At 41.0% G+C, this 24180-nt stretch carries 20 protein-coding genes and 1 tRNA gene; 1 reads left to right on the top strand and 20 read right to left on the bottom strand.

Annotated elements, in window-relative coordinates; genetic code table 11:
• From H8B21_RS06280 to H8B21_RS06235, 10 genes are all read right to left on the bottom strand, one after another.
• Entirely contained in the window at positions 1–621 is a 621-nt protein-coding gene (locus tag H8B21_RS06280; protein ID WP_190312884.1) for an alpha-ketoglutarate-dependent dioxygenase AlkB family protein, read from the bottom strand.
• Positions 608–1474, bottom strand: a complete 867-nt coding sequence (locus H8B21_RS06275) for a bifunctional helix-turn-helix domain-containing protein/methylated-DNA--[protein]-cysteine S-methyltransferase (RefSeq protein ID WP_190312883.1) — start codon at positions 1472–1474, stop codon at positions 608–610. The genes H8B21_RS06280 and H8B21_RS06275 overlap by 14 nt, the downstream gene beginning before the upstream one ends.
• A gap of 74 nt (positions 1475–1548) precedes the next feature.
• A complete protein-coding gene (locus tag H8B21_RS06270; protein ID WP_190312882.1) occupies positions 1549–2670 on the bottom strand; it encodes an ABC transporter permease in 1122 nt (373 codons plus the stop codon).
• A complete protein-coding gene (locus tag H8B21_RS06265; RefSeq protein ID WP_190312881.1) occupies positions 2667–3773 on the bottom strand; it encodes an ABC transporter permease in 1107 nt (368 codons plus the stop codon). The genes H8B21_RS06270 and H8B21_RS06265 overlap by 4 nt, the downstream gene beginning before the upstream one ends.
• A complete protein-coding gene (locus H8B21_RS06260) occupies positions 3773–4510 on the bottom strand; it encodes an ABC transporter ATP-binding protein (protein ID WP_190312880.1) in 738 nt (245 codons plus the stop codon). The genes H8B21_RS06265 and H8B21_RS06260 overlap by 1 nt, the downstream gene beginning before the upstream one ends.
• Positions 4511–4512: 2 nt before the next feature.
• Positions 4513–5430 (bottom strand): ABC transporter ATP-binding protein, encoded by a 918-nt coding sequence (locus tag H8B21_RS06255; protein WP_190312879.1) that lies wholly within the window; start codon positions 5428–5430, stop codon positions 4513–4515.
• Positions 5431–5466: 36 nt separating this feature from the next.
• Positions 5467–6339: an HlyD family secretion protein gene (locus tag H8B21_RS06250; protein ID WP_223814862.1), complete on the bottom strand. Its 873-nt coding sequence runs from the start codon at positions 6337–6339 to the stop codon at positions 5467–5469.
• A gap of 52 nt (positions 6340–6391) precedes the next feature.
• Positions 6392–7687: a TolC family protein gene (locus tag H8B21_RS06245; protein ID WP_190312877.1), complete on the bottom strand. Its 1296-nt coding sequence runs from the start codon at positions 7685–7687 to the stop codon at positions 6392–6394.
• 55 nt (positions 7688–7742) lie between these two features.
• Positions 7743–8345: a TetR/AcrR family transcriptional regulator gene (locus H8B21_RS06240; protein ID WP_190312876.1), complete on the bottom strand. Its 603-nt coding sequence runs from the start codon at positions 8343–8345 to the stop codon at positions 7743–7745.
• Between the two features lie 145 nt (positions 8346–8490).
• Positions 8491–8563 (bottom strand) — tRNA-Lys (locus H8B21_RS06235).
• Between the two features lie 110 nt (positions 8564–8673).
• On the opposite strand from H8B21_RS06235, the gene H8B21_RS06230 reads away from it, so the two are divergent.
• Positions 8674–9897, top strand: a complete 1224-nt coding sequence (locus H8B21_RS06230) for an MFS transporter (protein ID WP_223814861.1) — start codon at positions 8674–8676, stop codon at positions 9895–9897.
• 3 nt (positions 9898–9900) lie between these two features.
• Here H8B21_RS06230 and H8B21_RS06225 read toward each other — a convergent pair whose 3' ends face one another.
• The 10 genes from H8B21_RS06225 to H8B21_RS06180 all read right to left on the bottom strand — a co-directional run bounded on the left by H8B21_RS06225 (position 9901) and on the right by H8B21_RS06180 (position 24148).
• Positions 9901–10908: a LacI family DNA-binding transcriptional regulator gene (locus H8B21_RS06225; protein WP_190312875.1), complete on the bottom strand. Its 1008-nt coding sequence runs from the start codon at positions 10906–10908 to the stop codon at positions 9901–9903.
• Positions 10909–10990: 82 nt separating this feature from the next.
• Positions 10991–12610: an NADP-dependent glyceraldehyde-3-phosphate dehydrogenase gene (locus H8B21_RS06220; RefSeq protein WP_190312874.1), complete on the bottom strand. Its 1620-nt coding sequence runs from the start codon at positions 12608–12610 to the stop codon at positions 10991–10993.
• 40 nt (positions 12611–12650) lie between these two features.
• A complete protein-coding gene (locus H8B21_RS06215) occupies positions 12651–14099 on the bottom strand; it encodes an MFS transporter (RefSeq protein ID WP_190312873.1) in 1449 nt (482 codons plus the stop codon).
• Between the two features lie 26 nt (positions 14100–14125).
• Positions 14126–14785: a beta/alpha barrel domain-containing protein gene (locus H8B21_RS06210; RefSeq protein WP_190312872.1), complete on the bottom strand. Its 660-nt coding sequence runs from the start codon at positions 14783–14785 to the stop codon at positions 14126–14128.
• Positions 14786–14945: 160 nt separating this feature from the next.
• Positions 14946–16346 carry a glucuronate isomerase gene (uxaC, locus tag H8B21_RS06205; RefSeq protein WP_190312871.1) on the bottom strand — a complete coding sequence of 467 codons (1401 nt, stop codon included), beginning with the start codon at positions 16344–16346 and terminating at the stop codon, positions 14946–14948.
• A 13-nt stretch (positions 16347–16359) separates the two neighbouring features.
• On the bottom strand, positions 16360–18006 hold the full coding sequence (locus H8B21_RS06200) for a UxaA family hydrolase (protein ID WP_190312870.1): 1647 nt from the start codon (positions 18004–18006) through the stop codon (positions 16360–16362).
• On the bottom strand, positions 17988–19505 hold the full coding sequence (locus tag H8B21_RS06195; protein WP_190312869.1) for a tagaturonate reductase: 1518 nt from the start codon (positions 19503–19505) through the stop codon (positions 17988–17990). Before H8B21_RS06195 ends, H8B21_RS06200 begins: the two co-directional genes overlap by 19 nt.
• A gap of 4 nt (positions 19506–19509) precedes the next feature.
• Complete coding sequence (pelA, locus tag H8B21_RS06190; RefSeq protein WP_190312868.1) at positions 19510–20553, bottom strand: pectate lyase; 1044 nt, start codon at positions 20551–20553, stop codon at positions 19510–19512.
• Between the two features lie 9 nt (positions 20554–20562).
• Positions 20563–22476 carry a glycoside hydrolase family 88 protein gene (locus H8B21_RS06185; protein WP_190312867.1) on the bottom strand — a complete coding sequence of 638 codons (1914 nt, stop codon included), beginning with the start codon at positions 22474–22476 and terminating at the stop codon, positions 20563–20565.
• A gap of 7 nt (positions 22477–22483) precedes the next feature.
• Positions 22484–24148: a glycoside hydrolase family 28 protein gene (locus H8B21_RS06180; protein WP_190312866.1), complete on the bottom strand. Its 1665-nt coding sequence runs from the start codon at positions 24146–24148 to the stop codon at positions 22484–22486.
• Positions 24149–24180 lie beyond the last annotated feature (32 nt).

Here is a 24180-nt window from a genome sequence, read left to right as displayed (position 1 = left end):
TTAATCTTTCGCTTGGTTTTCTATCGTCCTAAAGGTCAAGTTTACCCTTGGCGTTGTTATCTTTTTGCTGGGCGGCAATCTATGTAGCCAGTGAGTTTGTGTAATGTCTTTCATGACCAACAAGCTTCCATGTGCTAAAAAAAGCTCTATTTTTTCTTTGGTTTGCTTGTGCTTAAACGCAAATTTCCTTTCTGCTCCAAAACTCATTGATCCGATTGCTCCGTCTCTTTTTAAATCACGTTCTCCATCGCTATGCCATGCCATTCCCTCGTCCCCGCTGTGGTACAGGTTGAGCAGACAAGAGTTAAACGTTTCGCCTGTTTCCTTTTCTATTAATATCTTTAACTCCAACAATTCCTTTGTCCAAGGCAAAGCATATTTTGTTGTGTTGGAATACGTGTATGCATAAGGTCTTTCGCCATACCACGCTACTTTTCTTTTTGTAATTATTTTCCTTCCAAAAATAACAGCTTCGTCATTTCTCCAATTAATGGTTTCCAATAATTTGTTTAGGTAAAAATCCGCTTGTTCTTTGGACATCAATTTACCATAATAATGGACTGTACCATCGTAGGGAAGCCAATTTCTATGCGTATCCGGGATTTGGCTAAACAAGTCCATGCTGCGCGTTTTCTTTGTAGGTTTTCGCTCTTTCCCAGCCAATAATGGCCGTTTTTCTCGTTGCCCCCCACATATATCCACCAAAAACGCCTGATGATTGGATGACACGATGACAAGGGATAAGAAATGCAACGGGATTACTCCCTATAGCCGTTCCAACGGCACGGGAAGCTTTAGGACTGCCTACTTGCTCGGCAATATAACCATAAGTCGACAATTTACCCATCGGAATTTTTAATAGGCTTTCCCACACTTTCAATTGAAAATCAGTGCCCTTCAAGTGTAATTTAATCTCGCTTAACTTGCTCCAATCATTTTGAAAAATAAATAGAGCATTTTGTTGCAATAAATCTAATTTTCTTTGGAATGTGGCATTTGGGAATTTTGCTTTTAGGTTACTCAAAGCTTTTTCTTCGTCGTCCTCAAAAGCCATATAACAAACACCCTTCGCCGTTGCAGCAGTAATCAGTGCTCCAAAGGGGCTTTCGGCGAAACTGTAGTTGATGTACAGGTTTTTACCTCCATTTTTATATTCTGCCGGTGTCATCCCTTCGATGTTTACAAACAGATCATGGAGACGGCTCGTACTAGAAAGTCCTGTTTCAAAAGTAGTTTCAAACAAGGTTGCTTGTTCCTCTTTTAACATCTTCTTAGCATGTTCTATAGAGATGTACTGCAAAAATCTTTTAGGGCTTGTTCCTGCCCATTCGGTAAACATACGCTGAAAATGCGCCGGACTTAAATTTATCTTTTCCGCGACATCATCTAGATTGGGCTGTTTCTTAAAATGTATCTTAATATAATCAATGGCCTTTGCTATACGATTATAATTCATGGTTGCCTGTGTTTCCATCTTCTTCTTATCTCTTATTTTACAAATCTCCACAATCTTTTGCAACAGTAAAATCCGAAATATGCGATATACTGTTAGCTGGTCTTTTTATAGTTATAGATCGCCCATCCATTAAGGAATACCGCAAAACCTATCATGATTAAAAAATGAATTTTTACATCCGAAAATTCACTTCCTTTCAACACAATCATCCGCATGACCTCTATAAAATAGGTTATAGGGCTGAACTGCGTCATTACATAAGCCCATTTGGGCATGCTATCAATAGGCGTAAACAAGCCGCTCATCAAGATAAAAATCATCATAAAGAAAAAAGCTATCGACATTGCCTGTTGTTGGGTTTCCGCATATGTGGAAATCAACAGCCCCAAACCTAATACCGCAATCAAATATACCGAAAGGTATGCGTATAATAAGAATAGACTCCCTATAGGGACGATGCCATAGACGAGCCATCCAATACCAAATAGCCCTATACTGAATACCACGACGCCAATAAGCCAGAATGGTATAAGTTTTCCTAAAATAAACTGATATTTTTTGATTGGTGTAACGTTGATTTGTTCGATCGTACCGACTTCTTTTTCCTTAACGATATTAAGCGCACACATATAAGCGCCAATCATGGTCACCAACAACGCGAGAATACCAGGAACCATATAAAAACGATAATTCATCGTAGGATTAAACCAATTGGCCGAGACTGTTTCAATAGTTGGAAAGAGGTGGAATCTCGGCATCTGTACCCATTCTACACGAACGTCTGCATTATAATCGGCGATGATGCGATTTAAATATGTGCCTCCAAGACTGGCTTTTACACCGTTAATGGCATTGACGGCTATATATAGTTGTTGCTCATCTTCACGAATAAGGTTGCGTTCAAAACCTTGTGGTATCTCCAATATCAAGTCGGCTCGGTCGTTTTCAATATCATCAAACGCTCCATTAAACCCCTTTGCATAATTTGCCAACTTGAAATATCCAGAGGCGATTATTTTCGAAATCAATTTTTGTGAATAGGTTGAATGATCGTAATCAACAACCGTTATGTTAATATTCTTTATTTCATAATCTGCAGCCAAAGGAAGAATAAGCAATTGCATGATAGGCACGACAAACAGCATCGGCAATAAGGCTTTATTGCGGAATATCTGCTTAAATTCTTTATGCAATAAAAATTTCAGCGTTCTCATGTCAAACGTATTTTAAATTTTTTGATATTAACGACCAATAGCACGAGCGTCATTCCCAATAAAATCAATGTTTCTTTCCATATTGCCGAGAAACCTAACCCTTTTACCATAATAGATTTAACGATAATGTAATACCATTTGGCTGGAATGATATGGGACACGAGCTGTAAGGGATAGGGCATATTCTCCAACGGAAACATAAAGCCTGTAAATAGAATGGACGGCACTAACATCCCCATCAGGGAAATCAACATAGCCGCCTGCTGCGAAGCCGTGCTATTCGAAATTAGCAAACCTAAGGAAAGGGCTGTAATGATGAACAATGTACTCACCGCATATAGCAACAAAACACTACCGTTAATCGGCATTCCCAACACAAATACACTCAGCAATAAAATGACCGTTAAGTTAATCAAGGATAAGGCAAGATAGGGAACCGCTTTAGATACGATAACCAAAAAAGGGTTAAAAGGTGAGACCAGCAATATCTCCATTGTGCCGATTTCCTTTTCTTTCACGATGGCAACGGAAGTCATCAGTACGCAGACGAGTAATAAAATCAACGACATCACTCCCGGGACAAAATTTACAGCGGCCTTCAGTTCGGGATTATAAATCATTCTCATCTCTGTATGGATTTGATAGGGTAGGTTTTGTAATTGCATCAGTTCGTTCTGATAATCCATGAGAATTTGGCTGGCGTATCCACTGATTGTCGTTGCTGTATTGGGATCGGATGCATCGGTAATCAACTGCACTTGCGCCTTATTCTGATGCAATAAGTCGTTATTGAAATTGGCAGGAAAAATAATCGCCATTTTTATTTTCCCATTTTTAAAAGCTGCTTCTATCTGATTATGGCTTAACAACGCATTTTGTATTTCAAATTGTTGGCTTGCTTGCAGCTTTCCGATAATTTGCTTTGAAGCGGCATCTTTTGCATAATCGCAGACCACGATTTTTGCATTTTTGATTTCATTGGTCAGCGCAAAACCAAATAGAATAATCTGTACTATGGGCAAACCAAACAGCATCAACAAGGTTTTCCGGTCGCGAAAAACATGCAGAAACTCCTTTTTTATAAAAATGGAAATGTTATTCATTATTCGCTTCTTTTTGCTCCTCTAGCCAATTCATAAAAAACCTCGTCCATCGATATGGCGGAATACCGTTGTTTCAATTTTGCCGGCGTATCGAGTGCTTTTATTTCCCCATCCACCATCATCGAGATGCGGTTGCAATATTCAGCTTCATCCATATAATGTGTGGTCACGAAAACCGTGATACCATTGCCCGCCGCTTCGTATATCAAATCCCAGAACTGACGTCTGGTTACCGGGTCAACACCTCCTGTTGGTTCATCGAGAAAAACAATTTTGGGCTCATGGAGAATGGCTACCGAAAATGATAACTTTTGCTTCCAGCCCAATGGCAATGAACCTACCATCTTTTTGGCTTCGCCTTTCATACCTAATGATTCTATGAGCTGGCCGCTCTTTTCTTTTATCTGCTTATCCGACAAACCATAGATACCGCCGAAAAAACGGATATTTTCCAAGACGGTTAAATCTTCATACAGCGAGAATTTCTGGCTCATATAACCAATGTTTTTTTTGATTTTTTCGGTTTCTTTATAGATATCGAATCCAGCAATTGTAGCCGTTCCCGATGAAGGTGTGGATAAGCCGCATAACATACGCATAGCTGTTGTTTTTCCTGCACCATTTGCCCCTAGAAAACCAAAGATTTCGCCCTGATATACCTCAAAGGTGATTTCATTGGCGGCAATAAAATCGCCAAATCGTTTGGTAAGCTTATCAGTATGTATTACAGTGTCCATACCTAATTCTCCATTAATTTGATAAAGCAATCCTCGATGGTTGGCGTAATCGGTTTTAGCTCTATATTCATATGCTTTTTTTCTTCCAAAATACGGATGAGTTTTTCTTTCATCTCTGGATCATCATGATTGAATGTCACATGGTGATATGCACCAAACGCATTACAGCTTTTTATTATTTCAATATTTTTTAAATCATGCAATAGGTTTCCCATAGTATCAGATTTCACAGCAAAAAGGTTTTCGGGGAATTGTTTTATGATATTTTCAGGTGTATCGATAGACATGATCTGGCCATTCTGTATCAGGGCGATCCGTTCGCAAAGCATGGCTTCATCCATATAAGGAGTGGAAACCAGGATGGTAATTCCTTGCTGTTTCAGACGTTTCAGCATATCCCAGAATTCTTTTCTGGAAACAACGTCCACACCCGTCGTTGGTTCATCGAGAAAGAGTACCGTTGGACGATGTATTAGCGCACAACATAGTGCCAATTTCTGTTTCATACCCCCCGAAAGCTTTCCTGCCCTCCGATCCCTGAACGGCTCTAACTGTATGTATATATCCTTGATAAGATCGTAGTTTTCCTCTATACTGGTATGGAATATAGCCGCGAAAAAGTTCAGGTTCTCCTGTACGGAGAGGTCCTGATACAAAGAGAACTTACCGGGCATATAGCCTACATTTTTACGAATGGCCTTATAATCTTTTACCACATCAAATCCATTTACGGAAGCTGTTCCTCCATCCGGTAAAAGTAAGGTAGTGAGGATACGAAAAATGCTGGTTTTACCGGCACCATCGGGTCCAATCAACCCGAACAGTTCGCCTTTGCTTACGTGAAATGTTACATCATTTACCGCCTGCACCATTCCTTTATGGTAGGTCTTAGAGATATTATTTAAAACAACGTCTTTCATTATAATTGACCCTTATTTTCCACTTTCTGATTTCCCCTACTCATCAAATAAAATTTCACCATACATGCCTATTTTGTACACACCATCATTCTTAACCTTCACTTTTATCGCATAGACCATATTTGCCCGTTCATCTTTCGTTTGAATGGTTTTTGGTGTAAACTCTGCTTTGTCGCTTATCCAGGTTATTATTCCTTCTGTTTTCTTGTACCCTCCATTTCCATCATCCGTATTTACGCTTACCTTTTGGTTGAGCTTGATTTGGGACAATTGATCTCCCGTAATATAAGCCCGCAGGATGATATTGGATAAATCTGCAATTTTGTACAGCGGCTTTCCCACTGTGGCCATCTCATTAGCTTCGGCATATTTGGTTAACACGGTTCCCGCTATAGGATTTACAATATGACATTTACTCAGTTGGTCTTCCAATTGTTCAATCTGTATCTGCAACGGGATAGCATCTTTGCTGATACCTTCACTAGAAATATTTAGCGATGATTGCTGTGCTTCAATTTGCTTTTTCAGTACTTCAATCTGTGCGTTCATATCGTCTAACTGCTTGGGTGTCGCTGCATCACCTTTTACCAGATTGGTTATTCTAACTTTCTCTTTTTCGGCCGTTCGTAATTGTTCCTGCAGGGCAGATAACTGAACCGGAATGTTCGGTTTCTTTCCGGTCAATGCACGTATCTGTGCCTCCAATTGCTTTTTCTTTAAATGCAATTGCACACTGTCAACATAACCAATTCGTTCCCCGGCTTGTAGGGATTGCCCTTCCTGGATATCAAAAGCTTTCAGCATCCCTTGCGCCTCAGCTGATACAATCGTTTCTTCGGCTTCAAACGAACCTGATGCATCGAAAGAATGTCGATTGGTGTTGCACGCGGATAAAATAATTATTACCATTATTTTAAATAAAACGTAACGATTTTCTGGAGCTGTATTCATTGTTGTCGGTTTAATTTCCTGATGTTGTTTTAAAATTATACTGTGCCATCAAAAGCTGTATCTCGTGGATAATCAGATTTTGCTTTGCTTGGTCTTCTGCGTTGATATACGTGAGATAATCGTTTGTGGTCGTTGTGCCGTACGCCAACTGGTTTTGCGCAGATAGCTTTACGCTTTCCCTCAAGCGAACAATATCCTGATCCGTTTGTATCAGTTCTTCCAGTTTTGCTATTTCACTATCCTGTTGTTTTAATGTAAGGTTGGTATTGAAAACGAACGTTTCTTTTTGTACTTCCAGCGCGTTCTGACTTAGATTGAGCAGTTGTTTTTCCTGTTTTTGTGTATAGAAACTGGAGATGTTCCATGTCAGACGGGCACCACCGATATAATACAAATCAAAATTGTTGTTCAACATATTTAGCCCTGGTCTGCCATATCCTCCTTGGAAGAAAAGACTGAAACGGGGTAAAGCCTTAGTATCTATCAGTTTGCTCTGCACATCAAAGGTGCTCTTCTGTGTTTCAAACAATTTTAGTTCTGGACGGTTGATCTTCGTCATCAACGAAGCTGCCCGATATGGCTTTTCCAATATCGTGTTTTCTTTAACGGGACGATTGATAAATAGGGAAAGCATATCGGCATATCCTTTCCGCATGGCTTTCAGCTCGATTGTACGCTGATCTGCTTTCAATAACTCTGCTCGCAGTATATCGCTGCTGCTTTTTAAAGCGATCCCGTTGGCTATGGCAACATCGTTTTTGTTCATCCCAGAACGGATGTCTTTTTTTAAGGTCTCAGCCTGAGTTAACTGCGCATCAATCAATAGGATACCAAAGTAGAATTGGTTTATACGTTCTTTCAGTTTGTACAATTCCACTTCTACTTTTTGTTCTTCCACAGCCGAATTAGCGTGAATAAGTTCCTTTTGGTGTTTTACCGTAAACAAATCCGTGAGCGGCTGCGACACTTCTCCATATAGTTTATACTGATCTTTGCTTATAGAAGGAATATCGATGTTCGGAAGGGATATAGGTATTTGTGTTACGTCAGATTGATAACTCGCTTGTCCTCCTACATTTATTTGTGGTAGATAACCTTTTGAAGCGTTGGTCAATGAATATTCCCGGGTCTTGTCTAACAGTGCATATTGTTTTACCAAAGGATAATTGTTTTCTGCAAGTTGATAGCAAACATCTAAGTTTAGTGATTGGGATGACTGCCCATAAATATTGTTGGTAGTTATGAGCCAGCAACTTATGACGACAACCGACTGCCTAAAAACTATGTTCTTTATTATTCTAATCATGATTTTAATTAATTCGTTTTAATCATTTGATTAACATCTATATAAAAAAAATATTTTATGTTTCCAATATCATTTTCGCCCATTTAGCAATCAATACTTTTCTTTCTTCCATTAATATTTTAAAGCTTTTATCATCTGCAAATAGAATTTGCTTGGCTATGAAAGGGAAAACCGTCATCCCAAGAAGTGAGGTGATAAACTGTACGGGCTCGATATTCGGTCTTCTTTCTCGCAGCTGACGGATAAAAGAAGAATTTTGCAATAGCTTCCTAATCTGTAACCTGTCTTTAAAGCCTTCCGGATTGGCCTTAATCTCGCCTAAAACAAATAGGGGCAAATCGGGGTTATCAACCAGCAAATTGATATAGTTTTCCACCAAGGTTTCTACCTTTTCTTCCAATGTTAGATCATCATTATTGATTATGGGTAATATTACGCTAAATAACAACTGCAGCTTCTCCGCCATAATCAACTGGAACAATTTTTCTTTACTACGGAAATAGTAGTTAAGCAAAGCCAAATTGATTCCAGCTTCTTCGGCAATATCACGCGTACGTGTCGCTACATAGCCCTTTTGTGTAAATACCTTACTCGCTGCCTGTATGATTTTCTCTTCTGTAGATGTATCTAAATTTTTTACTTCTTTATTTTTCGCCATGTAACCAAACGTCCTTTACAACCACAAATATAAAGACTAATTTTTCAATTAACCAAACATTTTAATCAGATGATTAAAAAATGTAATGGTAACGTGTGTTTAAAACAAAAGCCACCTCCCCATGCAGGAAAATGACTTTTATAGGTGACCCCGGAGAGGCTCGAACTCTCGACCCACTGATTAAGAGTCAGTTGCTCTACCAACTGAGCTACGGAGTCTGTTGACACAAATGTAAGGGCTCTCCTATAAAATAACAACCATTTCTTAATTTTTCAGCTCATTTTTTTAAGATTTGTCGTCTTCCGATCTAACTATTTTCGCTTATTTAATGCGTAAAATTATCGTACTTTTGCCTCAAAATCAGGATGTCGCCATGGACTCGTCAACAAACACACAAAAAACCGGAGTGTATGGGAATAAACAACGGATACGTTTAGCGGTTTCGCTATTCTATTTCGGACAAGGATTAGCCTTCGCCAGCTGGGCAAGTCGTATTCCCGTTATAAAGTCACAATTACAACTTACGGAAGCACAATTAGGTACGGTTTTGCTGGCATTGCCTATCGGCCAATTGTTGACGATGCCCGTTTCTGGAAAGCTTGTTAGTAAATACGGAAGCCACCGCATTATGCCTATTGCGGCCGTAGTCTATCTAATGGTTTTATGTAGCATCCCTTTTGCATCAGACGCTTGGCAACTTGGGGGCACGCTCTTGCTTTTCGGCATCGTGGGTAATATCTGTAATATCTCTGTCAACACACAAGGCGTATTAGCGGAGCGCCTCTATAAGAAATCAATCATGTCGTCCTTTCATGGGTCATGGAGCATTGCCGGTTTTACCGGCGCAATAATTGGTTTGATTTCCCTTAATGTAGACTTATCCACACAAACGCATTTCTATATTGTTATGGGATTGATGCTTATTAATATTTTTTTGAATAAAGCTTATCTCGTACAGGACATTGCCAGTACAACCGAAAAAAAATCCTTCTCATTTAAACCCGATCGTTTGTTAATATCCTTGGGTGTCATCGGTTTTTGTAGCATGGCAACGGAAGGCGCGATGTTTGACTGGAGTGGCGTATATTTTCATGATATTGTCCACGCTCCAGAAAAATGGACTACTCTCGGATATGCCTCATTCATGATTATGATGGCGCTAGGCCGGTTTGTTGGTGATGCTGTTATCAGCCGAATCGGCCGTAAACGAACACTACAGATTAGCGGAGTCCTCATGTTTGCTGGCATGATGGGTGCGGTTATTTTTCCACAACTTATTCTATGTACGCTCGCTTTTATGCTTGTAGGATTAGGTGTTGCATGTAACATCCCATCTGTGTATTCAGTTGCAGGAACACACAAAACCATCTCTTCCGGAGTGGCATTAGCGATGGTATCCAGCGTAAGCTATCTAGGTTTTTTGATGGGTCCCCCGCTTATTGGATATATAGCCGAGGTATTTAGTTTACGGTACTCTTTTGGCGTATTCGCCTGTTTTGGCTTATTGATGTTTGGGTTAACCAGTCGGTTGACCGTGTTTAATGAAAAGTGAAGATTACCGCTCTACTAGTGTGGTCGGAAACACAATGGTTTCAAACTTCTCTATTGGATGTTTAGCTTCAATTTGCTGAATCAATAGTTCTGCGGCTTTTTCGCCCATTTCAAATGCTGGCTGTCGGACTGCTGTAATTGGAGGCGAAAAGAGATTTACAACTTTAGAATTTGTAAAACCTGTTACTTCTATTTTCGTCAAGTTTGTTTCCGGACGTGCCTTCATAGCCTGTAAATATCCCATGCTTAATTTATCTCCAGAGATAAAAATAGCATCATACTCCTCTTGTAGAAGTTCCTTTACCGCTTGTTCAATTTCATCTTGGTGAAGACCTCCATATTCGCAATGTTTAACAAGTTCGGGTCGATATGGGAGCCTGTTCGCTGCTAGCCCCATCTTATATCCTTCCAGCCGCTCTCTCGTAATAGAAAGCTTTTTCGTTCCGGTAAGATGGGCAATCTTACGTTTTCCTTTTTTGACAAGATACTGAATAGCTTCAAATCCTCCTTGGCGATTATCTGCTATTACTTTATGGGACTGTAGATCGTTGGGTACCCGATCAAAAAAAACTATTGGAAAGCCTTTATTTATCAGCTGTTCTAGATAGGACAAGTCAGTTGTTTCAGAAGATAGCGCGATCAGCAGACCATCTGTTGAACGCGAATAAAGATACTCGACATTCGACCGTTCACGTTCAAAGGATTCATGCATTTGAGAAATGACAACTTGATAGTTCTTGCTATACGCCACCGATTCTATTCCTTCAATGACTTGTGAGAAAAAATTATTGGCAATTTCTGTTACAATTACTCCAATACTATAACTTTTCCTCTCCTTTAAACTGCGGGCAATAGGGTTTGCACGGTAATTTATTTTTTCTGCATATTCCAACACCAATTTCTTGGTTTCAGTGCTGATTTCATAGCTGTCCCGCAACGCTCTGGAAACGGTGGAAGTAGAAAGGTTTAAAGCCTTTGCAATATCTTTTATCGTATAGTTCTCGAACGCCATAATAGGTAATTATCTTGTAATAATACCTAAAATAGCTGACATATTGAAATGGGCAGGATATTTAACCTGCCCATTTTACGAATTAAAAAATATATTTCGTACTTAAGAAATTGGAGCTATGATCACCCACTATTTCATTAAGCACTTTTTTATTGCCGTCGGTATTCTTAGTTGCCACGAGCGATCGGATGGAGAACGACCTTAGCGCATCCACGACCGACAATGTTCCTTCGGCACTGTCCTTTCTTCCAGTGAAAGGGAACGTGTCCGGACCACGCTGGCACTGGCAGTTGATATTGACACGACTTACTTGATTGACTAACGGGTCTATCAAAGACGAAATAACAGCATGGTTATTACTAAATATACTCACTTGCTGCCCATGAGAGGATTCAATTAGATACTCGATAGGTTCTTCCAAATCATCAAATGGAATAACAGGGATTACCGGACCAAATTGTTCCTCTCTGTAAAGTTTCATCTGTGAGTTTACAGGATAAACGATGGCAGGATAGAAAAACGATTCGAGAAACTCTCCTCCGTGTTCGTTAATCACTTTAGCTCCTTTAGTCTTCGCATCTTCCAAACACTCTGTCAAATAAGCGGGTTTATTTACTTCCGGTAGCGGAGTCAATGCGACACCTTTTTCCCAGGGCATGCCATATTTCAATTTACCAACTTCGGCACTTAGTTTTTTCAAAAACTCTTGTGCGATGCTACGATGCACATAAACAATCTTCAAAGCCGTGCATCGTTGACCATTAAAGGAGAGCGAACCCAATACCGTTTCAGATACAGCCAAATCAAGATCTGCGTCTTTAGTAACGATAGCTGCGTTTTTAGCGTCTAGTCCTAATATCGCGCGTAATCTATTCACACGTGGGTGGAGTTTTTTCAACTCATCCGCTACACGGCTGGAACCTATAAGTGTTAATACGTTAATTTTGCCCGATTGCATTAATTGCGGTACAATCTTATTCCCGCGACCATAGATCGTATTTACCACTCCCTTCGGAAAACTAGTACGAAATGCCTCCAACAACGGGTAGTGCAACAATGTACCGTGCTTTGGCGGTTTAAATAATAACGTGTTTCCCATAATCAGGGCTGGAATGAGCGTTGTGAACGTTTCATTCAATGGGTAGTTAAAGGGTCCCATACAAAGAACAACACCTAACGGTGAACGCCGAATTTGTGCGATGATACCCTGTTCGATCTGGAAACGGGAGGAGTCTCGATCCACATCTTTCAAAGCATCAATTGTTGCATAAATATATTCTACGGTACGGTCAAATTCTTTAACAGAGTCCGCGTATGACTTGCCGATTTCCCACATAATCAACTTCACTACAATGTCTTTCTTTTCCAACATTTGTTCTGTGAATCGTTCCACACAAGAAATCCGGTCTGCTACACTCATTGTAGGCCATTCGCCCCGACCATTATCATAGGCCCTTACAGCAGCTTCTAGTGCCACCATAGATTCTTTTTCAGTACATACCGGATAGCTTCCTATACGCTTTCGTTCAAGTCCTTTTTCTGTTTTTACACAAATGGGCGAAAACACCTCACTAATCTGACCGGTCCAGGTCAACATCTCTCCGTTTGACAGGAACTCTCGCTGATCAATCTGTTCCCCCAAAGCAAATTCTACAGGAATGTCTTCTTCCTTATAGAAAATGCTTTCTAAATCTAAATCCATTTTTTTAAAACTGTTTAGGTTGAAATCTATCTATTTTACTTTATTCTTTAATTATTTCCATTTTCGGCACTAAGGTCTTCATCACTGACCAAGCGATTAAATAAGCAACCGCACAGAAAGAGAAAACGATAAAATAACCGGCCTCTTCTCCTTGAAAACCCATAAAGACCATTTGCGTTTCCGCGGCATGATCAAATAGTTTTCCGGAACCAAAGTTGATGAAAGTCGAACCGACCCCACCTGCAAGACCGCCGATACCGGTGACTGTTGCGATAGCGCTTCTTGGGAACATATCGCCGACAGTAGAAAAGATATTCGCGGACCAGGCTTGATGTGCTGCTCCGGCAAAACCAATAAATAATACAGGTACCCAATAAGATAGATGGCCCAGCGGTTGTGCCAACAATACAAGTAGTGGTACAAAAGCGAACAGCAACATGGCCTTCATACGTCCATCATAGGGATTGAGGCCTTTTTTATCCACAAAATATGTAGGTAGCCAACCGCCAATAATGGATAATAACGTTATGAGATATAATACAAATAACGCCAGTTGCCCTTCGGTATCTGACGATTTAATATCATAAACGGAAGAAAGATATGCAGGCATCCAAAACAAGAAGAACCACCACACGCCATCAGTCATAAATTTACCAAAAGCAAAAGCCCATGTTTGTTTGTATTTAAAACAACTTCCGAACGACATTTTCTTCCTCTCCACAGGAGCTACACCCACGACATCCTCCGGCATAACATGATCGCCGTCTTGCATGATATACGTTAACTCTGCTTTGTTAATTTTGGGATGCTCATCCGGTTTGTTATACATGAAGACCCAAAAACCCATCCACACAAAACCGAGCGCGCCAATAATAATAAAGGACATCTCCCAACCCCAGTGTGCAGCAATCACCGGTATAGTTAATGGGGCTGCTAATGCACCAATCGTTGCTCCGGCATTAAAAATACTGGTAGCAAGAGCTCTGTCTTTCTTAGGAAAAAATTCTGCGGTAGCTTTAATAGCTGCCGGAAAGTTACCTGCCTCCCCAACTGCCAACACGAAGCGGGCAAAAATAAAGAGTGTAACACTGACGCTAACCACTAGTCCAACGTCGTTCACCCGTGCTATCGCTTCCTTCGCTCCTTCAAACCCTACGAACCATTCTCCGGCAACAATCCCAGAGGTCGCAATTCCACAAAAAGCGTGTATTACTGCTCCTATAGACCAGATACCGATGGCCCATAGAAATCCTTTTTTGGTATCCAGCCAGTCCACAAAACGACCCGCAAATAGCATGCTGACAGCGTAAAATATAGAGAATAACGCGGTAATCAATCCGTAGTCACTATTTGTCCAATGGAACTCAGGGGCAATAAAATCCTTCCACGTAAGCGATAGTACTTGTCTGTCTAAATAGTTAATCGTCGTAGCAAAAAACAATAGACTACATATCGTCCATCTATAATTGCTTTTCTTTTCCGTATTCATTGGTATAGCTTTTTTATTTTTATAACTTATAACTCACTTTCAGCCTTCGCTTGTGCGACAAGTTGCAACGCTTGTTGCGTTTTTTCTGCAAGTCCGTCCACATCCTTAGGATTGATCAATTTACTCCCCATCCCCACGGCACAAACACCAGCCTTAAACCAGGATTTTAAATTTTCGATTTCAATATCTACGCCACCGGTAGGAACGAACAGCTGCCCTTTAAATAAGTCTTTAATAGCAGATACAAATCCTGGACCCAGCACATTTGCCGGAAAAAGTTTAATCAAAGAAGCTTTATTTTGTTGTGCCAGGGCAATCTCCGTCGGAGTCATACAACCTGGGATCCATAATAGATCGTGACTATGCACTAAATCCCCTACGCTAGGGGTAACTATAGGTGAAACAATAAAGTCTGCTCCTAAGCTGATAAATTTCTCTGCTTCCGTATTTGTCTTGATTGTGCCAATACCTAGTTGAAGCTCAGGCATCTCCTCGTTTCGGGCGTTTATCAGCGCTTTAAAAACCTTTTTCGCCTCGTCTCCGCGATTTGTAAATTCAAAAACTCGAATCCCAGAGGCATATAACGTCTTTACGATAGCTATACTCTCTTGCACATCTGTGTGGAAAAACAAAGGCAACATCCCCTGTTTTAAAATCGCATCTAAAACTTCTTTTTTTTTACTCATTATAATAATCTTGTTCTGTTTTAAAGATCTTCCCTTCAATCTTTCGCTGACCGGTTTAGGTGTCATTAGAATATTTCGGAAAGATAAACATTTGAACGCAGAATCCATAACCTTGCCTAAGTTGGCTAAAGATTCTTGTTGCGTCCAGATAACAGAAGGTTTAGAAATTAAAGTATTCCTTCGCGTTATGATAGCTGATGTCACCTACAATCTTTCCTATCCACTCGATATCATTTGGCAACTCTCCTTTTTCCACATCCTCCCCAAAAATATCACATACTAATCGTCTGAAATACTCGTGTCTTGGAAACGACAAGAAGCTTCGGGAATCGGTTAGCATTCCTACTAAACGGCTCAATAGCCCCATGTTCGATAACGCATTTATCTGCTTAGTCATACCATCTTTTTGATCTAAGAACCACCAAGCCGATCCAAACTGAATTTTTCCTTTAATTGATCCATCATTAAAATTACCAATCATGGTTGCTATTAACTCATTATCAGCCGGATTAAGATTGTATAATATAGTTTTCGTCAATTTGTCCTGGTTATCCAATTTATTCAAGAATTTAGAAAGCGCTCTTGCTTGACTAAAGTCACCGATGGAATCCCAACCCGTATCCGGCCCATTCAAACGTAACATGCGTGCGTTGTTATTACGTAAGGCTCCTAAATGATACTGCTGAACCCATCCTTTTTCGTGATCCCATTCTGCAAACTGCACCAACATAGCCGATTTAAATTTCAGATTCTCGCTATGTGTCAGTGTTTGTTTTGTCCTTATTTTTTCGAAAATAAGGGAAATCTCTTGATCGGTATAATCTTCGGCATAAATCTGTTCCAGTCCGTGGTCAGATACGGAACAACCATTTTCAGCAAAGAAATCATGCCTCGCCTTCAATGCGCCGACATAAGCCGAGTAACTTCCAATAGATGTATTGGTCACTGCCTCCACTTGATCGATATACGCATTCAATGCTTCAATATCGTCGGAATTCATGGCTTTGTCCGGACGAAAAGCCGGTAGCATCTTGAAGCTCTCCTGCTCTTGTGCAAATTGCTGATGAAAATTCAAGGAATCTATCGGGTCATCTGTGGTACACACGGCCTCCACATTCATCATCTTTAATAATCCCCGTACGGAATAGCCCGGCTCCGCCAATTTAGCGGCTGTTTCCTCATAAATCTTTTCTGCCGTTCTAGGGGATAGCAAATCCTTGATGCCGAAATACCGTTGAAGTTCTAAATGAGTCCAGTGGTACAACGGATTACGCAATGTATATGGAACAGTTTCCGCCCATTTCAAAAACTTATCTTTATCAGATGCATCCCCGGTAATATATTTCTCGTTCACCCCGTTGGCACGCATCGCGCGCCATTTATAGTGGTCTCCGTTCAACCATACCTGGCTTATATTTTCAAATTGCGTGTCATTTACAATTTGTTCCGGTATCAAGTGGTTATGATAATCAATAATCGGCAAACTCTTTGAAAACTGATGGTATAACGTTTCTGCCGTTTTGCTATTTAATAAAAAGTTATCGTCTAAAAATGCTTTCATGATCGTAATAGTTTTATAAACTAACCCCTCTTTTCCAAGGAATAAAGTCGTCTTGATTTAATTGAACTGCTTTTGGTATGATTTCGCCACTGGCTGCTTTGATACAATATTCGAGAATATCCTCGCCCATCTGCTCAATAGTTTTGTCGCCATCGATGATCGGTCCGGTATTGATATCAATAATATCGCCCATACGTTGTGCCAATGCGTTGTTGGTGGCTACTTTAATAACTGGACATACAGGATTGCCGGTAGGCGTACCCAGCCCGGTGGTAAACAAAATTAGTGTCGCTCCGGATGCTGTTTTTCCTGTTGTTGCCTCTACATCGTTGCCGGGGGTGCACACAAGATTTAATCCCGGTTTAGTTGCTTCTTCCGTGTAATCTAATACGTCTACTACAGGCGACGTTCCTCCTTTTTTTGCTGCTCCTGTACTTTTTATGGCGTCTGTAATGAGACCATCCCGAATATTTCCAGGTGATGGGTTCATGTGAAACCCAGAACCGACATTTTCCGCTGCTTGGCTGTACGACGACATCAATCGAATAAACTTATGCGCCGCTTCGGGTTCTATTGTTCGGTCGATTAAGTTTTGTTCGGCTCCACATAGCTCTGGGAATTCGGCCAACAACACTTTACCTCCCAAAGCAACCAGCAAATCAGACGTATATCCTACAGCCGGGTTTGCTGATATCCCACTGAAACCGTCGCTGCCTCCACATTTCACCCCTAAGGTTAATTTACTCAGCGGCGCAGGCTGACGTTCCAGTTTATTAATCTCGATAAGCCCTATAAAGGTCTTTTGTATTGCTTCTTTGATAAGCTGCTCTTCGCTTTTCGACTGTTGTTGTTCGAAGACATAAATCGGTTTCTTAAAGTTTGGATTTCGCTCTTTTATATCTGCCAGCAAGTCACTCAGCTGTAGGTTCTGACAACCTAGACTCAATACCGTTACGCCTGCTACGTTGGGGTGGTCAGCATATGCTGCCAACAGTTTTCCTAAAACCGCAGCATCCTGCCTGATACCACCACATCCTCCTTGGTGATTTAAGAATTTAATACCATCGACATTTTTAAACACACGATTCCGCTGATGTGTCGTGACACTTAGTTGCTCAGGAGATAGGCTACTGATGTCTTGTCCCGCTTCATAAGCTGTCAACAGTTCATGTGTAAAAGCTCGATATTTACCCGTTACAGAATACCCCAATTCATTATGAAGCGCTTCCTTGATAACATCCAGGTTTCTGTTTTCACAAAATACCGTTGGAACAAATAACCAATAATTAGCTGTGCCAACTCTGCCATCGTCACGCACATAACCATTAAAGGTTCTGCCTGCAAAACGTGAAACATCGGGAGCCTCCCATGTGTATTCATAAGGGCGAAAAGTATATGGATCGGCGGCATGCTTTGTATTATCTGTGTTCATAATCCCTCCTTGCGGCACCGTATACTGTGTTTTCCCTACAAGTACGCCATACATATATATTTCATCCCCTAGGTGCATGTCCTGCATAAAAAACTTATGCTTCGCTGGTATATCGTCCTGTAAGATATAGATAACACCATCAAATTCTATATGCTCACCTTTTGATAGATCCTGCAACGCGACCAACACGTTATCTTTCGGGTGGATCCTTAATATTCTACTTGCCATGCTGCATTTAACTTTTCAATTGTTTTTAATACGCCGTTAGCGTTTATCTCATCCAAATATTGCGCGACAGTCGATTCAAACTCGGGATACGCTGTTAGGTCTTTTCCCCACAGACTATCATCGCGCAAAACCTCATGTACGACCTTCTCCTTATTTTTCCAATACCCAAATAGAACTGGCGCAAACTCATCCTGAAGTACTATTTTCTGTCCATTAATCTCTTGCACATATTGCTTGTCTTGCTCTTTGGTATCCATAAACTTAATATACGCCGCAAAACCGAGTGCAATGTGCTGAGGTGGGACTAAATTTTTTGTATACCATTTCTCCAATAGCGCGATATTGCGCATATTCATCTTCGAGGTATAATTTAACGCAATGTTTTCCCATCGATGCTCGAGGAAAGGGTTGCTAAACCTATCGATTACGCTATTAGAAAAATCCTCGGTATCCTGCGTTTTGATATTTTCATCGACAATAGACTTGCCTATCTCGTTTTTCATCAGGTCACGCACGAATACATTAAATGAATCGTTTTGCATCGCTTCTTTGACTGTTATAAAGCCACTCCATAACGCTGCAGCACAACTTAGCGTGTGCGTCCCGTTTAATAAACGCAATTTAATCTCCTTGAATTTCTCAATAGACGGGACAAGCACGATGCCATTGTCCACTTCGGCAAAAGAAAGAATTTGCTTTACACGTGGTGAATCGGTTTCGATTGCCCACAAACGGAATGGCTCTGCCATAATCATGAGTTGATCCTGATAGCCTAGTTCCTGTTCCGTCTGCTGTTGTTCTTCTTTTGGCAAACGCCCCGGCACAATACGATCTACCAAGGTATTGCAGAAGTCATTCGCTTCGTCCAACCATGTCGAAAAGTCTTTTCCCAAGCTATTTTGAGCAGCCAGACTGTGTAAAATTTTCTTCAATTTTGTGGCGTTGTCAGAAATCAATTCTGTGGGCAACACAACGAGTCCTTTTGTTGTATCTCCTTCAAAGTGTCGGTAACGTTCGTATAGGAATGACAACAATTTCCCTGGAAACGATGCGGGTGGACTGTCCGTTATCTTGTCGTTGCTCAACACGATTCCCACTTCGGTCGTATTGGAAAATACAACTTGCATATCGGGGTTGTGCGCTGCTTCAAGGATAGCCTGCCAGTCTTTCGAGGCCGATAATACGCGTGAAATCGCATTATTTACACTATATCGAACGACTTCGCGTCCATCCTCTATGCCCTTGATACATAAGGTATATAGCCCCTCTTGCTCCGCAAATTCATCCGTACCCGATGAAGACGTCGATTTAACCACTAAAATCCGTCCATTAAACACACCGGCCTTGTTAGCCTGATCAACAAAGTAATCGGGTAGCCCCCTCAATAGCACTCCCGTTCCAAATTGCAATACGCGTTCCGGCAACCCAAAGGAATTGCCTTTAGGCAACTCGACCTTGCTTGCATCTATTTTCTCTATATTCTCTCTTGAAAGTATCATCTTTTTACTTTTTTATCTCCTTATTTTTTTTCCACTTGGGATAGTCCTTTTCTAATAACTTAGCAGGCCAATTACCAAACCATGCATACCCATCTTTCCGTTCATCTGATATTTCCGAAAAATCGTAGGTCACGCTATTGTCCCGATCACCAAACAACGGTTTATTATTCTTTATATCATAGAATCTCGACCATATAACAGAAGTACTATCTTGCACTAAATCACGAACTGTTTTTCCTGTTTTTGGATTTTTTGTCTTATCAAATCGATAACCTTCTAGGTCATGTACTTCGAACCAACGAATAGCCGCTTCTATCGCTTTTTCTATTGCTGGTGTGACTGGTTGTTTCATCAAAAAACGCACAATATTGACAGATTCTGATGTACTTAACGAAACTGGTTCGAACGCTCTTGCCTGTTCGGGTTGAAGTGTTTTTTCATCATATTGCGCTGCCCAAATGGTCAAAGAATCATCTTGTAAAACTTGCGTTTTCAATATACAATCTACGCCTCTTGCCACCGCCTCCGCCGCACGCTTTCTCAATCCCTCGTCTGCTAACGTTTCAAAACCACCTATTTCTTTCGCTAGATTATCCAATACCGTCAATGCGTTGATCATCGCATTATCATTATACGTAATTTGCGCTCGGTAAAGGGATTTGTTGGGATAGTATTGCGGAAAACCCCCATTTTCATATTGCGCTTCCAACAGATATTTTACCCCTTGGCGAGCTGCATTTAAATAATCGGCATTCTGTGTTTTAGCGTAAGCCTCTATTAATATGTTAATTTCCCGCGTGGTCGCACCATTGTCAATCGTGGCGTGTTTTTCATCCGTCGCTTTGATTTTCTGAAGCAATTCTTTCGTTAATGGAAGAGCATAGTTGATCGCTTTCTTATCTATCAATTGTTTTCCCCATGCTCCGTTCGGAAGTTGGTATATCAATACTTTTTCCGCTAAGCTATCTTTCAGTTTTTCCTGTGCAAAAACCGATTGAGCTAAGGCTAGCAAGCAACAGAATGATATAGAAAATCTAATATAAGCCATTTTATCTCGTTATTTTGCTTTCTTCATCAGCCACTGCACCAGCTCATGAGCTGCATCGAAGTTCTGGAATTCAGCCGGAAGCTTACGTCCGTCTACATATTCGTTGTACAACCACGGGTCGCCAATGGCAAAAACAGTTCCTTTGCCAAATTTTGCGGTCGCGATGACAATATCCCCTTGCTCCTGCACAAGCGGTTTCGCTGGTTTTACCGCATTTATCGTAGAGATTTCTTTCACATAAATCTTTTGGGTCTTTTTGAATATTCCTGTTTTGGAAGGGATAACGACCGCGCCGTCCGCATAATTGCTTCCTTTTACCATATTGCGGTTATCCTCATTAAATGTAATCCCAAATTTCTGCGACAGCGTATTAAATTTTGCTATTTCACAATTTCCCGCATCATTTGCCAATAAAACTAACACGCCTCCTCCACGAACCCACTGTGCGATTTCATTCGCCTCGGCCTCATTCATAAAATTAGGGCTTGTCGTTTCCTTTTCAGTATCCGGATCTACAATAATATAGACATTACTATTCGCTAATTTCTGTTGTGTCGGCGCTTCCCGCAATGTGTTCAAAACCCCTCCATACTGTTCAAAGATACGGCCCAACAAAAAGAAACCATTGTTATCCTGACCGTCCCAAAGGTAATGATAAGGTTTCAGTTGACCGTCCGGTGCTTTCTTGTACTCGTTATTATAATAGTTATCTAACGTAACATGAACTGTCTTTTGGCTTTTTGCCGACTGCGCAAACTCCACTTCCGAGGCGGCCAAAATAAATGGCCCGACACCTTTAGGGTCGTTAGGCTTCACCGGTTCGCTCATATAATATTCAAAGCTACCGTCACGATAATTCTTAGCGCCCCCTAATCCAGAAACCGTCACCACATGGTTGATATCTACCCGGTCCGCACCACCCGTAGTGATAAATTGCTTTATTAAACCGGAATATCCTTTATCAATATGCTTTTGAAAATCCTTTTTCGCGACATACCCTTTTCGCACCGCTTTCGCCATTGCATACACAAACATGCTCGATGCTGATGCTTCTACATAATTCCCGTCGCGAGTCGCTAAATCAACAATATCATACCATACGCCTGTTTTGCGATCCTGATACTTTGCAGCAGCCGTTAATGTACGGTTTAGAATTTGTATTAGTTTTTCCCTTCCAGCATGCTCTTCCGGAAAGAAATCTAGCACGTCGACCAAAGCCATTGCATACCACCCCATGCCACGCCCCCAAAAATGTTTGGAAAGCCCCGTTTCGGGATCTGCCCATTTTTCTTTTCTGGATTCATCCCAACCGTGATATAGCAAGCCTGTTTTTTCGTCACGCGCGTGATTTTCCATATAGATAAACTGATTCACGATATCGTCAAACGCGCTATCTATCCCCATCAGAGCAGCATATTCGGTATAAAATGGCTGTGCCATATAAAGTCCGTCCAACCACATTTGATAAGGATAGATTTTCTTATGCCAGAACCCTCCTTCATTGGTTCGAGGGTGTTTCAGGATCTGATTATATATCTTTTCACTTGCCTTCAGATATTTTTGCTTCCCTGTAACTTTATACAAAAACAATAGCGAACGGCCATTTTTGATGTGGTCAATATTATATTCGGTTGGTCTGTAGTTGCGAATATCACCATCTTCGGTTACAAATTGATCCATCCAACCCTGTACATAGTCGAAATACGCTTTATCTCCGGTATTCCGCCAGACTTCCACCATGCCTTCCAATACGACCCCCATGTCATAGGTCCACACAGGCCCCTTCTTTTTATTCGTAAACCGGGCATCTTTATACAGCGAATCCATCGCCGTAATAGCCATCTTCTCGGATAACGCTTGTTGTCCAAAACCGAATAGTATAAACAACAGCAAACAAATTATGAAACTTATACTTTTCTTCATTTTCCTGTTACTTTATCACTAACGCTTTTTTCGATGCACCATTCGAAAACGTACTTATTTCTTTCACTCCCTCTATTTTCGCTCCTGTAAGCACTACTTTTTCAGTTTGTGCACCGGATACATGGACAAGTAGATCAATATCATCTCCCGGTTTCAAATCTGTGAACACAATGTTTTTGCTGTTATCGACATGAATAAGTGGATCCGTTTCGGCTGTTTTGAGCGTCAGATCCTTAACCACGATATTTGAAGCCTCGATAAGCTCTACACCCTTTTTCGCGACAATATTGACACGTTCAATCATGATGTTTTTAATGGACATCTCCGGTAAACCACGAAAGAAAACTCCTTTTTCCGCACCATTTACATTGATATCACGAATAACAAAATTTTGGAATCGAGGCGTCTCCTCCGTCACTGGCGGAATCTCCGCTACCGCATCACCTTGCCCTCCTGCTTTCGGAAGCGGCCCTTTTAAGCCATAATACATGTCGAATAATATCGCTTCTCCAGGAATTCCAACCATATTGATGTTGTTGATGAATATATTTTCCACCACACCTCCGCGACCTCGTGTGGTCTTAAAACGCAAACCAATATCTGTCCCCAAAAACGAACAGTCTTCAACCCAAATATTTTTGGCACCGCCACTCATCTCGCTACCGATGACGAAACCTCCATGTCCATGGTATACAATATTATTACGGATAATAACATTCTCGGTTGGCATTCCTCTATCGCGACCTGATTTATCACGTCCTGATTTAATACATATTGCATCGTCCCCAACATCAAACGTACTATTTTCAACTAACACATTTTTACAAGATTCGATATCTAAGCCATCACCATTTTGACCATACCAAGGATTTCGCACATTTAAGTTCCGTACGGTCAAGTCTTCGCACATTAAAGGATGAATATTCCAAGCCGGCGAGTTTAGAATGGTTACACCTTCCAATAAAATACGCTTACAGGAAGTAAACACCAATAGGTTTGGACGTAAAAAATCTTTCACATCCATGAAATCAGCTGCTGTTTGTCCGGCATGACCTTTACCTGCATTCTGCGTTGTTGCGCCACGTAGTGAACTTTCGGACGGATACCAAATCTTACCCGCTTCGTCCACAACACCACCCGATGCAACAAGCTTCTTCCATTGCGAGTCTGTCATCTTATCTCGTTTCACCATACGCCAAGCCCCCCCATTTCCATCAATGACACCCGCTCCGGTGATCGCTATATTTTCTAAGTTTTTTCCCGAAATTGGGTTTTGATTTCGCCAGGCAGGTTCTCCCTCCCAGTTTGACTCTACGAGCTTATACGTATCAAAGTCATCTGTAAACAAAAGTATAGCATCCCGCTGAACGTGCAGGTTTACATTGTTTTTCATTTCGATAGGGCCTGTCAACCATAGGCCCTCAGGAACCACTATCACACCTCCGCCTTTCTCACTAATGGTCGTAATTGCTTTATTGATCGCTTCGGTATTTAGATATTGTCCATCACCTTTTGCCCCAAATTCGGTAATACGCAACGTATCTTTCGGAAAACTCACCTGCTGAATAACCGGACGTGCAGGTTCCTGTGCCTTTAATGCACATACACCCATCCACATCATCAGTATGGTGATATATATTATTATATTGATATGTTGTTGTTTTTTTATCATTTCCCCCTTATTGTTTAAATTTTGGTTACTTC

It is taken from the genome of Sphingobacterium chuzhouense, from assembly GCF_014692525.1.
Classification (GTDB): Bacteria; Bacteroidota; Bacteroidia; order Sphingobacteriales; family Sphingobacteriaceae; genus Sphingobacterium; species Sphingobacterium chuzhouense.
Note: the sequence above shows the minus strand (reverse complement) of the source record. Positions and strands in the feature narration are given on the sequence as shown.

Bases quoted from the DNA above. Each gene is read 5' to 3' on its own strand.
- H8B21_RS06280 (WP_190312884.1), bottom strand. From the start codon at position 621: ATGGACTTGTTTAGCCAAATCCCGGATACGCATAGAAATTGGCTTCCC.
- H8B21_RS06275 (WP_190312883.1), bottom strand. From the start codon at position 1,474: ATGGAAACACAGGCAACCATGAATTATAATCGTATAGCAAAGGCCATT.
- H8B21_RS06270 (WP_190312882.1), bottom strand. From the start codon at position 2,670: ATGAGAACGCTGAAATTTTTATTGCATAAAGAATTTAAGCAGATATTC.
- H8B21_RS06265 (WP_190312881.1), bottom strand. From the start codon at position 3,773: ATGAATAACATTTCCATTTTTATAAAAAAGGAGTTTCTGCATGTTTTT.
- H8B21_RS06260 (WP_190312880.1), bottom strand. From the start codon at position 4,510: ATGGACACTGTAATACATACTGATAAGCTTACCAAACGATTTGGCGAT.
- H8B21_RS06255 (WP_190312879.1), bottom strand. From the start codon at position 5,430: ATGAAAGACGTTGTTTTAAATAATATCTCTAAGACCTACCATAAAGGA.
- H8B21_RS06250 (WP_223814862.1), bottom strand. From the start codon at position 6,339: ATGGTAATAATTATTTTATCCGCGTGCAACACCAATCGACATTCTTTC.
- H8B21_RS06245 (WP_190312877.1), bottom strand. From the start codon at position 7,687: ATGATTAGAATAATAAAGAACATAGTTTTTAGGCAGTCGGTTGTCGTC.
- H8B21_RS06240 (WP_190312876.1), bottom strand. From the start codon at position 8,345: ATGGCGAAAAATAAAGAAGTAAAAAATTTAGATACATCTACAGAAGAG.
- H8B21_RS06230 (WP_223814861.1), top strand. From the start codon at position 8,674: ATGCGTAAAATTATCGTACTTTTGCCTCAAAATCAGGATGTCGCCATG.
- H8B21_RS06225 (WP_190312875.1), bottom strand. From the start codon at position 10,908: ATGGCGTTCGAGAACTATACGATAAAAGATATTGCAAAGGCTTTAAAC.
- H8B21_RS06220 (WP_190312874.1), bottom strand. From the start codon at position 12,610: ATGGATTTAGATTTAGAAAGCATTTTCTATAAGGAAGAAGACATTCCT.
- H8B21_RS06215 (WP_190312873.1), bottom strand. From the start codon at position 14,099: ATGAATACGGAAAAGAAAAGCAATTATAGATGGACGATATGTAGTCTA.
- H8B21_RS06210 (WP_190312872.1), bottom strand. From the start codon at position 14,785: ATGAGTAAAAAAAAAGAAGTTTTAGATGCGATTTTAAAACAGGGGATG.
- uxaC (WP_190312871.1), bottom strand. From the start codon at position 16,346: ATGAAAGCATTTTTAGACGATAACTTTTTATTAAATAGCAAAACGGCA.
- H8B21_RS06200 (WP_190312870.1), bottom strand. From the start codon at position 18,006: ATGGCAAGTAGAATATTAAGGATCCACCCGAAAGATAACGTGTTGGTC.
- H8B21_RS06195 (WP_190312869.1), bottom strand. From the start codon at position 19,505: ATGATACTTTCAAGAGAGAATATAGAGAAAATAGATGCAAGCAAGGTC.
- pelA (WP_190312868.1), bottom strand. From the start codon at position 20,553: ATGGCTTATATTAGATTTTCTATATCATTCTGTTGCTTGCTAGCCTTA.
- H8B21_RS06185 (WP_190312867.1), bottom strand. From the start codon at position 22,476: ATGAAGAAAAGTATAAGTTTCATAATTTGTTTGCTGTTGTTTATACTA.
- H8B21_RS06180 (WP_190312866.1), bottom strand. From the start codon at position 24,148: ATGATAAAAAAACAACAACATATCAATATAATAATATATATCACCATA.